The sequence below is a fragment of the Mycolicibacterium hippocampi genome (assembly GCF_010723735.1).
GTDB lineage: Bacteria > Actinomycetota > Actinomycetes > Mycobacteriales > Mycobacteriaceae > Mycobacterium > Mycobacterium hippocampi.
Window position 1 is genome coordinate 3779841 of record NZ_BLLB01000002.1, and the last position, 13591, is coordinate 3793431.

Genomic DNA, 13591 nt, shown 5'->3' on the forward strand with positions numbered 1-13591 from the left:
CCACGGGTACTAGCGGCCCTGTAGCCCTTGCAGCGAGATGGCCGTCACCTGGTGCACCGCCAAGGCGTCAAACTGCTGGGAGAGCTTGTCGCCGCCACGGCGCACCTCGTACCCGCACTCTGGGCATCGCAGCCGCCACCGCATGCCGGGCACGGGGTTCCGATCGGCACCCGCCAGCGCCGAAGCGCGCCGGACTTGGGCCAACGGCTGCTCGGCATCGTGGCCCCGCAGCCGCACGACTGAGCCGTCCGGTGCGATGTGCTGCATCGCCGTGGGGTCGGGCTCGCGGGCCTGGCCTCCCCAGCGCGCCGAAAACGGGGCCATATGCCACCCCACCCCCTCGGCGTGGCTGAACTCGCCCAGCACCACCACGTCCTCAGGGAGTTGGGTGCCCGGGCCGCCCACCAGGTCACCGACCGGGGTGCCGTGGGCGGCGCAGTACAGCGCGATGCACACAAACAGCAGCGGGTCGTCGTCAGTCACTGCGCCCGTCCCTCCACTCGATGCGCACCAGGTCGGGGTCGAACGCGCGCCCCCGGCCCGAGGGCAGGATGGTGACCGCGACCAGGGCCTCGACGATGGCGCGGCGGCGGTCAAGGCTCAGGGCGGCCAGCGCGCTGCGCACGTCATGTGCGCCGATCACGGTGTCAAATACCCGCGCGCGGTTGGAGTCCAGCATCTGTGAATCCAGCTGCGCCAGTTGCTCTTTGATCCGCACCGTTGCCGCCTTCAACTGGCTGGCTGTCAAGTCGCCGTCCGCGAAGTCGGTGGCCAGCTGGTCCATCCGCACGCGCAATGCCCGCGCCCGGTCGCGCAGCTCAGCCGTGCCGTCGTGCTTCTCGGCCAGCAGCAGCTCGGCGGCATCCGGCATCTCCAAGCGGCCCACCACCCAGTCAGTCACCAGCTCGTCGACCTTGGCCAGGCTGCGACTGAGGTGGTAGCCGGATTTGCAGGTGTAGACCGGGCCGGACTGCGAAATGCTCGAACCCATCGGGTGCCCGCACTTGCCGCACAGGGCGAGCCCCGAGAGCAGGTGCTTGCGGCCCCGCGTCGCACCGTAGCGGCGCTTCGGGTCGGCCAGCACCGCGCACACCCCCTCCCACACGTCGCGGGTCACCAGGGCGGGCCAGCTGGCCGGGCCGACCACCTCGCCGCCGTAGGAGCGCAGGGCGGCATTGCGTGGGTTTATCAGCAGCTGCCGTACCTGCGCGCCGCGCCAGATGCTGCCCTTCGGGGTGGTCGCGCCCCGCTCATTCCAGGTGGCCGCGATGGCGTGCAGGGCATCGCCAGCCAACACGGCTGTGTAGGCCTCGCGCACCAGCTGCGCCTCCACCGGGTGGGCGGCGATGGTCTTGCCGGTGGGGGACCAGTCGGCGTCGTCAGCGTCAGGCACGCCGTCCGCGCCGATCAGCTGGAACCCGAAGGGCCGCGACGGCCACCAGGCACCCCCACCCTCAGCCCGCTGCTTCGCCGCGCGCTTCTGCCGCCAGGATTTCTGCTCCATCTCCATGCGTGAGAAAACGCCGCGCATGCGCGCGTTGCCGCGCCCGGTGGGGGTGGAGAGGTCGAAGTCGCCGCCAATGGTTGCCAGCGCCAGGCCGTACTGGTCGGCCAGGTCGATGAAGTCCTCAAGCTCGCGGGGCACCCGGTGCAGGCGGTCGGCGTCCCAGGCCACTACCGCGCCGATGGCACCGGAGCAGATGTCGGCGAGCATCTGGCCGTACACGGGGCGGGCCTTGCGCCCGTTGGCGCTGGTGTCGTTCTCGGCGTACTCGACGGGCTCCCATCCGCGCTGGTGGCACAGCCTGAGGCAGTCGTCACGCTGCCGCGAGATGGCCAGCTCGTCGCCGTGCCTGTCCAGTGATTCCCGCAGGTAGACCGCCGCTTTCATGGTTATACCCTAGCAAAATGTACAGGTCCATTCCGGCGTGCACGCATCCCGGCTGCTCCGTGGCGACCTGAGAGTCCCGGGTCAGATGAGCGGCGTTGCGTCGCGCCGCCGGCTCGGTGAAGAACCGGTATGCGTCGAAGTGGCTGCAGCGCAACGGCATTGCGTCGACCACAGCGTCCGTCCCGGCGGCACCGAGACGCAGCGGCACACCCGGGTGGCGCACCGCGGGAGTCCGGTACACCATCGCCCATTCGTGCAGGCCGAAGCAGTTGAACCGTGCCGGCCGCGACGCCACCGCGCCCAGGAGATCCGCGATGAACCTCACAGTGCCCGCGCGCGCATGAAGGTGGTCACGGCTGACCGTGACGCCGTCGCGGTGCCGGGTGTACCCGGAGCGGTCGAGGTAGCGATCCGCAGCCACTCCGCTGAGAACGGTGCCGTAGCCGGGATGCCAGATACGCAACTGGCGGGGTCGCAGGCTGTAGTAGGTGAACAGGAAGTCGAACACCGGGTGCGGCTGGCCGGCCCGCCTTCGCTCCAGGTGCGGCCCCAGGAGTTCGTCGGTTCGCCGGCGGTGGGCGGCGGCGCGTTCCAGCCAGTCGTCAGACACCGCGGCGAGCCGCGAATCAGGCACCGCGGCGAGCCGCGAATCAGGCACCGCGGCGAGCCGCGAATCAGACACCGCGGCGAGCCGCGAATCAGACACCGCGGCGAGCCGCGAATCAGACACGATGGGTGCCGTCGCGGACGGTCCCCACCAGGTCCTCGACGAGATCTTCGAGCGCCACCACCGCGGTGACCGTGCCGTCGGCCGCGGTGACGAGCGCCAGATGACTGTTGGTGCGGCGCAGCCGGGACAGCGCGTCGGGCAGCGGAAGCGAGGCGGGAACCCGGGGCAGTGGTCGCACCATCGCCGAATCCACGATCGTGGCCTCGTCATACGGTTCGTTGACCATCGGCAGCACGTCTTTGATGTGCAGATAGCCGATGAACGCCCCCTGGGGATCGGCGACCGGGAACCGGGAGTAACCGGTCTCCGTCAGGGCCTGCTCGAGGGCGCCGACCGTCGGGCCGGAGCCCGCCCCCGCCACGGGGACCGCCCGGATGCGGTGCAGCGGTATCGCGACGTCGTCGACCACCCGGTTGCGGATCTGCAGGGCGCGGGTCAGCCTGGTGTGCTCCTCGGGATCGAGCAGCCCTTCCGACAGCGACTCGGCGATCATCTCCGACAGCTCCACGGTCGACACCGTGACGTCGAGTTCGTCCTTGGGTTCCACACCGAACGCGCGCAGCGTGACGTTGGCGCACCAGTTGTAGAACGCGATGAATGGCCGGGCGGCACGGATGTAGACCAGATAGGCCGGGATCAGCAGCATCGCGGTGGACTCGGGTCCGGCGATTGCGATGTTCTTGGGAACCATCTCGCCGAGCAACACGTGCAGCGTCACCACGATGGACAGTGCCACCAGAAACGACACGGTGTGCAGCAACGCGTCCGGGATGCCGAGAAGGCCGAACGGCTTCTCCAGCAGATGCGCGACCGCCGGCTCGGCGACCCGACCCAGCAGGATCGAGCACACGGTGATGCCCAACTGCGCGCCCGCGAGCATCAGCGACAGATTCTCGCCGGCCCTGATCACGGTGACCGCACTCTTCTTGCCCTGCTCGGCCAAAGCCTCCAGTCGATCGCGGCGCGCGGAGATCAATGCGAACTCCGAGCCCACGAAAAATGCGTTGGCGGCCAACAGCAGCACCGTCAGCAGGACGCCGAAGACGTCTCCCATCAGCTCGCCCCGTCCACGTCGCCGCGGTGCCCCAGCTCGGTGAGCTCGAGCAGGTCGATCCGGCGGCCGTCCATCCGCAGCACCGTCGCCAGCCAGCGGATCGGGTCCTCGACGGAACCGTCCGGGTTGAAGGCGGTCAGCTCCACCGATTCGCCTTCTTCCGGGATGTGGCCCAAGGTCTCGAGGACCAGACCGCCGATGGTCTCGTAGTCGCCTTCCGAAGCGCGGAACGCCGTGCTCTCGGCCACCTCGTCGATGCGCAGCAACCCCGAGACCTGCCAGCCGCGTCCGGCGGCGACCACGTCGGGCGGTTCGTCGTCGTGTTCGTCGCGCACGTCCCCGACGATCTCCTCGATGAGATCCTCCACCGTGACCATGCCCGCCGAGCCGCCGTATTCGTCGACCACCAGCGCCGTCTGCAGGCCGTTGGCGCGCACCTCCGACATCACCGCGTCGCCGTCCAGTGTGGACGGCACCTTGGCGACGGGCTGCACGATGTCGGCAAGCCGAGTGGAGGAACGTTGCCCGTAGGGCACCGCGAACACCTGCTTGACGTGAACCACACCGATCGTCTCGTCGAGGTCGCCCCGGATGACGGGGAAGCGTGAGTGCCCGGTCCGCACCGCCGCCTCGCTGAGGTCGACCACGGTGTCGTCGGCTTCCAGCGTGTCGATCTTGGACCGTGGTGTCATCAGCTCCTCGGCGGTGCGCTCGCCGAACTGCAGCGAGCGGTCCACCAGGACGGCGGTCACCGGGTCGAGCGAGCCGCTGCGCGCCGACGTCCGCACCAGCGACACCAACTCCTGGGGCGACCGTGCGGAGCGCAATTCCTCCGCAGGCTCGATGCCCATTCGTCGGAGAATCCGATTAGCGGTTCCGTTGGTGAACCGGATCAGAGGCGTGAACGTGAACGAGAAGAACAGTTGGGGCGCCGCCGACCAGCGCGCGGTCGGCACCGGCCGGGCCACGGCGAGGTTCTTGGGCACCAGTTCGCCGAACACCATCGAAATGGAGGTGGCGAGCAGGATTGCCAACGTCAGGGCCAGTCCGCTGACGAACTGCTCGGGGACCCGGACCGCGGTCAGCCCCGGCGCGATGAGCCGCGCGACGACGGGCTCCGCGAGATACCCGGTGGCCAGTGTGGTGATCGAGATACCCACCTGCGCTCCGGACAGCTGGGTGGACAGCGTGCGATGCGCCTTCTGGACGAGTTGGTCGCGGCGGTCACCGGTGCGGACGTTGGCCTCGACGGTGCTGCGCTCGAGCGCGGTCAACGAGAACTCGGCGGCAACGAAGACCGCCGTGCCCGCGGTGAGCATCATGAATGCCAGCAACGCGAGAAGCGACATGACCGGACTCATGGCAGTGCTCCCGCGGCCGGGGCACCGGGGAGCAGGTCGATCGAACGACCGGGGACGCCGGGTCGGGTGCCCGGCCGACTAGAGGACGGCTCGGCCTCAGCGGGCTCTTGGCCCGGCCGCTGGGCGTTTAAGGCCGGCTCGGATGGGCCTCCATCCAGTGCCTGCGGCACCTGGTCCCTTTCGTTTTCGCGCGGACGATTCGCGGCAGCGCTGAGCGGCCGGATTCGACTGATGGTCCACACATGCTAGCCGAGTCACCGGGCATTTCTCGCCCGGCCGCCGTTCAGTAAGCCTAACCTCACCCAATGGTAGGTTCGGTGCCAGATCACAGGTGTGCCGACTGCACGCTACTCACCTACAGATGGAGCCCACTTGATGTCGATGTCGATATCCCGTGCCGCCGGCGCGCTCGGAATCGTGGCGGCGATGCTCGCGTTCACCGCCTGCGGGTCGCAGTCCCAGCCCGAGGACGCCGACAAGATCGTCGTGTACTCGGGCCGCAGTGAAGAACTGGTCGCCCCGCTGATCGAGCAGTTCACCACCGACACGGGTATCGAGGTCGAGGCGCGCTACGCCGGTTCGGGGGAAATGGCCGCTCAGCTGCTGACTGAGGGGGACCGCTCGCCCGCCGACGTGTTCCTGTCGCAGGATGCGGGTGCGCTGGGCGCGGTGTCCAAGGCCGGGTTGCTGGCGCCGATCGATGCGACGACGCTCGAGGCCGTCGCCCCGCAGTACTCGGCGGCGGACGGCACCTGGGTCGGGGTATCCGGCCGCGCGCGGGTCATCGTCTACAACCCGACCCTGGCGCCGAACCCGCCCGACACGATCGACGGACTGCTTGCCCCGGAGTGGAGGGGCAAGATCGGGTTCGCCCCCAGCAATGCCTCCTGGCAGGCCTTTGTCACCGGTCTGCGGGTGATCCGCGGTGACGACGGCGCCGAGCAGTGGTTGCGGGCGTTCGAAGCGCAGGACCCGCAGGCCTTCGAGAACAACATCGCCGTGCGCGACGCAGTCGATGCCGGCCAGGTCGCGCTCGGCCCGACGAATCACTACTACCTCTACGAGCTGATCAACAGCAAGGGCGCGGACGCCGTGACCGCGGAGAACCAGTTCATGGCCGCGGGGGATCCCGGCGGCCTGGTCAACGTCGCCGGCGTCGGGGTGCTCAAGTCGGCGCCGAACCCCGAGGGGGCCCAGGCGTTCGCGGCATACCTGGTGGGCGAGTCCGCACAGCAGTACTTCGCCGAGGAGACGACGGAGTATCCGCTCGCGGCCGGCGTCGCCCCCTCGGCCGACATGCCACCGCTGAGCGACCTGCAGCCGCCCGCCGTGGACCTCTCGCAGCTCGACGACATCGAGGCGACTCAGGAGTTGTTGGTCGAGACCGGCTTGTTGACGAACTGACCGGGCTCCGGTGACCGTGGGTCGCAGCCGGCCGCCCGCGCTGCTGTTGGTGCCCGCCGCCCTCGTGGCGGCCGGCACGCTGATCCCGCCGGTCTATCTGGCAGCCCGGGCATTGGAGCGCGGCTGGCCCTTTGTCGTCGAGGAGTTGGTCCAGCCGCGCACCGCGGCGCTGGTCGGTCGGTCGCTGCTGCTCGTCGTCGTGGTCACTGCGGCGTGTGTGGTACTCGGGGTGGGGCTGGCGGTGCTGGTCACCCGCACCGACATCAAGGCCAGGCGCGCACTCGCCGTCGCCCTGACCCTGCCCCTGGCGATGCCGAGCTACCTGCTGGCCTACCTGTGGGTTTCCGCCTATCCCACCATCGCCGGGTTCTGGGGAGCTGCTCTGGTACTGACCCTGGTCAGCTATCCGCTGGTGCTGCTGACCACGATGGCAGCTCTGGCACGGGTCGACCCGGCGCAGGAGGAGGTGGCGCGGTCGCTGGGGCTCGGCGGACTCGCGGTGCTCTTCCGAGTGACGTTGCGCCAGGCGCGCGCCGCGATCGCCGCGGGCGCTCTGCTGGTCGGCCTGTACGTGCTCAGCGACTTCGGTGCCGTCGCCGCGATGCGCTTCGAGGCATTCACGTGGGTGATCTACGGGGCGTACCGCTCCGGGTTCAACCCCGCGCGGGCAGCGGTGCTCTCGCTGGTGCTGATGGCGTTCGCGGTGGCACTGGTGCTCGCCGAGAGCCGGGCCCGGGGGCGCGCCGCGTCATCCCGGATCGGTGGTGGCGCGCCCCGCCCTGCGCCGTTGAACCGTCTCGGACGCTGGAGTTGGGTCGCGCTGCTGGCGCCGGTGGCCGTACTGGCCGCCGCGATCGTCGTTCCAGGCGTGACGCTGGCCGATTGGCTTCTGACGGCGGGACCGCGGTGGGACGTCGCGGAATGGTTCGCCGCGCTCGGATCGACTGTCTGGCTCTCGGTTGCCGCCGCGGTGGCGACCACCGCCGCGGCGCTGCCGCTCGGCGTGCTCGCCGCCCGCCACCGCGACCGGGCGACGCGTGCGTTGGAGGGCGCCAGCTATGTGGCGCACGGGTTGCCGGCGATCGTGATCGCCATCTCCATGGTGTCGCTCGGCGTCCTCCTGCTGCGTCCGATCTACCAGCGCGAACCACTGCTGATCCTTGCCTATACGGTTCTGTTCGTGCCACTGGCGATCGGATCGGTCCGTACGGCGGTGGAGGCTGTCCCCACTCGTCTGGAGGAAGTGGCCCGTTCGCTGGGCCGCACACCACAGCGGGCCTTCGGTGCGGTGACCGCGAAGATGGCACTGCCCGGCATCGCAGCCGGCGCGGCGCTGGTGTTGCTGACCTGCATGAAGGAGCTACCGGTCACCCTGCTGTTGCACCCGACCGGCACCGACACCCTGGCCACCCGGCTGTGGAACTACAGCACGGTCAGCGACTACGCCGCCGCGGCGCCCTACGCGGCGGCTCTGCTGGTGTTCGCCGCCGTCCCGACAGCGGTGCTGGGACTGTGGAGCACCGATGCAGGCGGTGTGCGCAGTGACTGACTTGGACGGGCCCGCTGTTGCGGCTCAAGGCATCTGCAAATCTTTCGGCGATCGTCAGGTGTTGTCCGACGTGGACCTCGATCTGCCCGAAGGCACCATCACCGCGGTGCTCGGCCCCTCTGGTTGCGGCAAGACCACGCTGCTGCGGATCCTCGCCGGCTTCGAGGACCCCGACGCCGGAACGGTGCGCATCGCAGGGGAGACGGTGGCGGGTGGGTCGACGACCGTACCGGTGCACCGTCGGCGGGTTGGTCTCATGCCGCAGGAAGGTGCGCTGTTCCCACATCTGAGCGTCGGGCAGAACGTCGCTTTTGGTATGGACCGGGCTTTCGGTATGGATCGGGCCTCCCGCAGGCAGCTGGATGCGCGGGTGGCGCACTGGCTGTCGGTGGTCGGTTTGGACGGCCTTGCCGAGGCCCGACCACACGAGATCTCCGGCGGACAGCAACAGCGGGTGGCGCTGGCGCGTGCGCTGGCCGCGGAGCCTCGGGTGCTGCTGCTCGACGAACCGTTCGCCGCGCTGGACGCCGGCCTGCGGGTGCGGGTCCGGGAGGACATCGCCGCGATCTTGCGAGCCGCCGGCACCACCGCGCTGCTGGTCACCCATGACCAGTCCGAGGCGCTGTCGCTGCCCGATTCGGTGGCACTGTTGATTGACGGGTCGATCGCCCAGCACGGCACACCCGCCGAGATCTACGCCCGCCCGACCAGCCTCGCCAATGCCCGCTTCGTCGGCGCCACAATCGAACTGACAGGATCGGTGGATTCGGGCGTGGTGCGCACCGCGCTGGGTGCGCTGCCCGCCCGCCTGCCGGTACCCGATGGCCCCGCCGTGGTGGTGCTGCGGCCCGAGCAGCTGCGGTTCGGCACCGCGACCTCCGGAGAACCCGCCCGAGTGACGGCCTGCCGGTTCTACGGCGCGGACACCGTGGTCCATGTCGAGCTCACCGACGGCAGCGCGGTCTCACTGCGCAGCCCCGGGGAGTGCGGGCTGGCGGTCGGGTCGGCCGTCACCGTGGAGGTCGCAGGCGATGTGCTCGCCTATCCGTCACCAACCGGTCGGCAACGGGTGGCCCTCGGCGAACCCCGCCGCTGACTGCACCCCGATCACTGCCTTGGCGTGCAGTTCGGCCAACGTGGCCGCGCCGACATAGGTGCAGGTGCTGCGCACCCCGGAGGTGATGTGGTCGAGCAGGTCCTCGACCCCGCCCCGGGTGGGGTCCAGGCTCATCCGCGAGGTGGAGATACCTTCCTCGAACAGCGCTTTGCGCTCCCGGTCGAACGCACTGTCGGCCGCCGTGCGAGCAGCCACCGCGCGTTTGGATGCCATGCCGTAGCTCTCCTTGTACGGTTGGCCCGCGCGGTCGCGCATCAAGTCCCCGGGCGACTCGTAGGTACCGGCGAACCACGAGCCGATCATCACGTTGGACGCGCCCGCGGCCAGCGCCAGCGCCACGTCACGAGGGTGTCGGACGCCGCCGTCGGCCCACACATGCCCACCCAGTTGTCCTGCCGCCGTTGCGCATTCGAGGACCGCAGAGAACTGCGGGCGGCCGACACCGGTCATCATCCGGGTGGTGCACATGGCGCCGGGACCGACGCCGACCTTGACGATGGACGCACCGGCGTTGAGCAGGTCACGAGTGCCCTCGGCGGAGACGACGTTGCCCGCCGCGAGCGGCAGACCGAGATCGAGCGCCGCCACCGCCTTGATCGCGTCGATCATCTTGGCCTGATGACCCAGCGCGGTGTCGACGACCAGCACGTCCACACCGGCCTCGGCAAGCGCGGTGGCCTTGGCCGCGACATCGCCGTTGATGCCGACCGCCGCGGCGATCCGCAACCGGCCCGTCGCGTCGACCGCGGGGGTGTAGAGGCCTGCGCGCACCGCACCGGTACGGGTCAGGACGCCGGCCAGCGTCCCGTCGGGCTCGGTCAGCACCGCCACCTCGACCGGGGCGTGCTCGAGTAAGTCGAAGACCTTGCGCGGGTCGGTGCCGACCGGGGCGGTGACAAGATCGGTGGCGGCGACGTCCCGAACCCGGGCGAAGCGGTCGACACCGGTACACACAGCCTCGGTGACCAGACCGATCGGACGGTTCTCGAACACCACCACGGCTGCACCGTGTGCCCGCTTGTTGATCAGCGCGCAGGCGTCGGAGACCGAGGCATCCGGGGCGAGCGTGACCGGGGTGTCCACCACCAGGTCGCGACTCTTGACGAAGTCCACCGTCTGCTCGACCGCCTGGATAGGCAGGTCCTGCGGTAGCACCACGAGCCCGCCGCGACGGGCGACGGTCTCCGCCATCCGCCGTCCGGCGACCGCTGTCATGTTGGCGACGACCACCGGGATCGTGGTACCGGTGCCATCGGCGGTCGACAGGTCGACGTCGAATCTCGAGGCGACGTCGCTCGGCCCCGGGACGACGAACACGTCGTTGTAGGTCAGGTCGTACGGCGGCCTGTGGCCGTCCAGGAACTTCATGTGGAACTGCGCCTCTCCGGCCTCGGATCTACGCCTCGACCTCGCTGCGGTCTCCGCTCCACAGGGTGTGGAACCGTTCGGCCCGGTCGGTGTCGATGCGGCCGTAGGTGTGGGCGCCGAAGAAGTCCCGCAACCCCTGCGTCAGGGCCGCGGGCAACCTCTCGGTGCGCAACCCGTCGTAGTAGGACAGCGCCGAGCTGAAGCCGGGGATCGGGATACCCAATTCGGTGGCCGTCACCACCACGCGGCGCCAGCTGTTGATGGCGTTCTCGACTGCATCACGAAAGTACGGGTCGACCAGAAGAGTCGGGGACTCAGGATCAGCGTCGAAGGCGTCCTTGATCCGGTTGAGGAACTTCGCGCGGATGATGCAACCACCGCGCCAGATGGTGGCCATGTCACCCGGGGTGATGCCCCAGTCGTTCTCGGCGGAGCCCGCCTGAATCTGGTTGAAGCCCTGGGCGTAGGCGATGATCTTCGAGGCGTACAGCGCCTGACGGATGTCCTCGGTGAACTGCTCGGCGTCGGTCGGCTGCTCGCTCAGGTCTCCGGACGCCAGTCCGGTGGTGGCCTTGCGCTGCGTCACCGAACCGGACAGTGCGCGCGCGAAGACCGCTTCGGCGATACCGGTGACGGGAACACCGAGATCCAGTGCGGATTTCACCGTCCACCGGCCGGTGCCCTTCTGTTCGGCTTCATCGAGGATCAGGTCGACCAGTGGCTGTCCGGTCTTGGCGTCGGTCTGGCGCAGCACCTGCGCGGTGATCTCCACCAGGAAGCTGTCCAGGTCACCGGTGTTCCACTCCTCGAACACGTCGGCTATCTCTGGGGCGGACTTGCCCAGTCCGTCCCGCAGCAGCTGATAGGCCTCGCCGATCAACTGCATGTCGGAGTACTCGATGCCGTTGTGCACCATCTTGACAAAATGTCCTGCGCCGTCGGGCCCGATGTGGGTGCAGCACGGAACACCGTCGACGTGGGCGGAGATCTCCTCGAGCAGCGGTCCGAGGCTCTTGTAGGACTCGGCGGGGCCGCCGGGCATGATCGAGGGGCCGTTGAGCGCACCTTCCTCGCCGCCGGAGATGCCTGCGCCGACGAAGTGCAGCCCGCGGTCACGCATCGCCTTCTCCCGGCGGATGGTGTCGGTGTAGAGCGCGTTGCCGCCGTCGATGATGATGTCGCCGGGTTCCATCGCTTCGGCGAGCTCGTCGATGACCGCATCCGTCGGCGCCCCGGCCTTGACCATGATGAGCACCCGCCGCGGTTTCTCCAGTGCGGCAAGAAATTCCGGGATGGTCTCACTGCGCACGAAGGTGCCGTCGGATCCGTGCTCGGCCAGCAGCGCGTCGGTCTTGGCGATCGAGCGGTTGTGCAGCGCCACCGTGTAGCCGTGCCGGGCGAAGTTGCGTGCGATGTTCGACCCCATCACGGCCAGACCGGTGACACCGATCTGCGCCGTACCGGCGGAGGTGGGGGACTGCGACGAGCTCATAGACGAAACCCTTTCGATCTCTCGTGACGACACAGCTACTGGTCATCCAACACCCCGCGGGGGTGGGACGCTCACGCAAGAAACAGTCGATGAAGCTCGTTGAGCCACGGCACCGCCAGTGCGACGGTGGGTATGACGAGCACCGCAGCCGCCGCGAAGTACGCAGCGGCGGCGAGGATCCGGCTGTTCGGCTTACCCCCGAGGCGGCGCACCCGCACCACCGTCGTCGGCCCGCCGGCGGCCAGAGCGCCTCGCGGGGTGGGTCCGGCCGCACACGCGACCAGCGCCCGGGCCAGCGGGGTCGGGCCGGTGGTGCGCACCGCGGCGTCGTCGGCGAGCGTTTCGATCAGCAACCGCACCGCGGTCAGCGCGTTGGCGCTGCGGACGAAGCGCGGGAACGCGGCGTGCACCGCGGTGAACATCTCCAGCACGAGGTCGTGGCGGGCCCGCAGATGGGCGCGCTCGTGGGTGAGGATCGCGGTGACCTCGTTGTCCGCCAGCGTGGTCAACGCGCCCTCGCTGACCACGACGCGGCTGCGGACCCCCGGCAGGCAGTACGCCAGCGGCTCGGCCACATCCAGGATGCGCAGCCCCACGCCGGCCAGGGGTCGGGGGTAGTGGCTGCACAGATGAGGTGCGCTGAGGTGTGAGGCGCCGACCAGGTCGACGACCATCCGGTGATGTGCGCGTCGGCGCCGGGTGGCGACAGCGACGTTGAGCACGGACACGATCAGCCGGGCGCCGATCATCAGGGTGAGGGCGAAGACGGTCACGTAGGCCGTCCACAGCGGCCACCCGAGGGCGGCTATCTCGCTGGTCAGGGTGGCCGTGGGGCGCCCGTCTTCACCGGGCACGAACAGCCGGCTGGCGATGGCGATTCCGGCGGAGAAAGCCGAGAGCACCGCGGCCAGGGCGATCGACTGCCACAGCACGATCGCCGCCCGGGGCGCGCGCAGCGGCCAGCTGGCTCGCGCCAGCATCGCCGGCACCGGCCCCGACAGGAGCAGAGCGACGATGGTGAAGGCCAGCGCGGACACGCTGTAAGTGTCTCTCAGTCGGTACCCGAACCGCCAGCGGGTGGGTGGTGACGTTCTTTGTCCTCGAGTTCGGCCAGCGCACGGCGGAGTGCGGCCGCCTCACCGGCACCGACCCGCTCGACGAAATGCACCAGCGCGGCCTCCCGACTGCCTGAGTCGGCGGCCTGGTCCAGCGCGTCCACCATCAGCCCGGCGACCAGTTCGTCGCGGCCGTGGGTGGGGGCGTAGCGATGCGCGCGGTCATCGCGGTGCTGCACGACCAGATTCTTCTTCGCCAGCCGCTGCAGCACGGTCATGATCGTCGTGTACGCAAGGTCGCGGTGCGCTGCCAGCGCTTCATGCACCTGGCGCACGGTCTGTGGCTCGTCCGCGAACCACAGGTGGTCCATCACGGACCGCTCCAGCTCCCCGAGCCGTGTCACCTTGGCCATTTTGTGTTCATCTCCTACCAGCAGTAGCTCAAAGCGTACTACGGGATTACTACCGCGTGTCGTATCCGTTCCGCGCCCAGCTCGCGGGTCCGAAAGAGCCCGGGCGGCACAGGCCGGTGGAGCCTCCCTCGCCCTCCATTATCTGCCCTTTGTGAGT

At 69.3% G+C, this 13591-nt stretch carries 11 protein-coding genes and 1 pseudogene; 3 read left to right on the forward strand and 9 right to left on the reverse strand.

What is annotated here, in order from left to right:
* Positions 1 to 9: 9 nt before the first annotated feature.
* From G6N53_RS19180 to G6N53_RS19200, 5 genes and pseudogenes are all read right to left on the reverse strand, one after another.
* The gene (locus tag G6N53_RS19180) at positions 10 to 483 is read right to left on the reverse strand and encodes a hypothetical protein (RefSeq protein ID WP_163891005.1); all 474 of its coding nucleotides are present in this window, start codon (positions 481 to 483) and stop codon (positions 10 to 12) included.
* Positions 476 to 1891 (reverse strand): recombinase family protein, encoded by a 1416-nt coding sequence (locus G6N53_RS19185; RefSeq protein ID WP_163891007.1) that lies wholly within the window; start codon positions 1889 to 1891, stop codon positions 476 to 478. The genes G6N53_RS19180 and G6N53_RS19185 overlap by 8 nt, the downstream gene beginning before the upstream one ends.
* A gap of 19 nt (positions 1892 to 1910) precedes the next feature.
* Positions 1911 to 2525 (reverse strand): annotated as a pseudogene (locus G6N53_RS19190) (3-methyladenine DNA glycosylase); the annotation flags it as partial.
* Positions 2526 to 2613: 88 nt separating this feature from the next.
* Positions 2614 to 3675 (reverse strand): hemolysin family protein, encoded by a 1062-nt coding sequence (locus G6N53_RS19195; RefSeq protein ID WP_163891009.1) that lies wholly within the window; start codon positions 3673 to 3675, stop codon positions 2614 to 2616.
* Complete coding sequence (locus tag G6N53_RS19200) at positions 3675 to 5036, reverse strand: hemolysin family protein (RefSeq protein ID WP_163891011.1); 1362 nt, start codon at positions 5034 to 5036, stop codon at positions 3675 to 3677. The genes G6N53_RS19195 and G6N53_RS19200 overlap by 1 nt, the downstream gene beginning before the upstream one ends.
* A gap of 375 nt (positions 5037 to 5411) precedes the next feature.
* Here G6N53_RS19200 and G6N53_RS19205 point away from each other — a divergent pair, with 375 nt between their 5' ends.
* The 3 genes from G6N53_RS19205 to G6N53_RS19215 are packed head-to-tail and all read left to right on the forward strand — an operon-like array spanning position 5412 to position 9085.
* The gene (locus G6N53_RS19205) at positions 5412 to 6440 is read left to right on the forward strand and encodes an iron ABC transporter substrate-binding protein (protein ID WP_163891014.1); all 1029 of its coding nucleotides are present in this window, start codon (positions 5412 to 5414) and stop codon (positions 6438 to 6440) included.
* A 10-nt stretch (positions 6441 to 6450) separates the two neighbouring features.
* Complete coding sequence (locus G6N53_RS19210) at positions 6451 to 7989, forward strand: ABC transporter permease (protein ID WP_205390415.1); 1539 nt, start codon at positions 6451 to 6453, stop codon at positions 7987 to 7989.
* Positions 7964 to 9085: an ABC transporter ATP-binding protein gene (locus G6N53_RS19215; RefSeq protein ID WP_163891016.1), complete on the forward strand. Its 1122-nt coding sequence runs from the start codon at positions 7964 to 7966 to the stop codon at positions 9083 to 9085. Before G6N53_RS19210 ends, G6N53_RS19215 begins: the two co-directional genes overlap by 26 nt.
* On the opposite strand, the gene G6N53_RS19220 is transcribed toward G6N53_RS19215, so the two are convergent.
* The 4 genes from G6N53_RS19220 to G6N53_RS19235 all read right to left on the reverse strand — a co-directional run bounded on the left by G6N53_RS19220 (position 9038) and on the right by G6N53_RS19235 (position 13434).
* Entirely contained in the window at positions 9038 to 10474 is a 1437-nt protein-coding gene (locus tag G6N53_RS19220; RefSeq protein WP_163891018.1) for a GuaB1 family IMP dehydrogenase-related protein, read from the reverse strand. The genes G6N53_RS19215 and G6N53_RS19220 overlap by 48 nt on opposite strands.
* A 28-nt stretch (positions 10475 to 10502) precedes the next feature.
* Positions 10503 to 11966 (reverse strand): NADP-dependent phosphogluconate dehydrogenase, encoded by a 1464-nt coding sequence (gene gnd / locus G6N53_RS19225; RefSeq protein WP_163891021.1) that lies wholly within the window; start codon positions 11964 to 11966, stop codon positions 10503 to 10505.
* Between the two features lie 71 nt (positions 11967 to 12037).
* Positions 12038 to 13003: a M56 family metallopeptidase gene (locus tag G6N53_RS19230; protein ID WP_163891023.1), complete on the reverse strand. Its 966-nt coding sequence runs from the start codon at positions 13001 to 13003 to the stop codon at positions 12038 to 12040.
* A gap of 14 nt (positions 13004 to 13017) precedes the next feature.
* The gene (locus G6N53_RS19235) at positions 13018 to 13434 is read right to left on the reverse strand and encodes a BlaI/MecI/CopY family transcriptional regulator (protein WP_163891025.1); all 417 of its coding nucleotides are present in this window, start codon (positions 13432 to 13434) and stop codon (positions 13018 to 13020) included.
* Positions 13435 to 13591 lie beyond the last annotated feature (157 nt).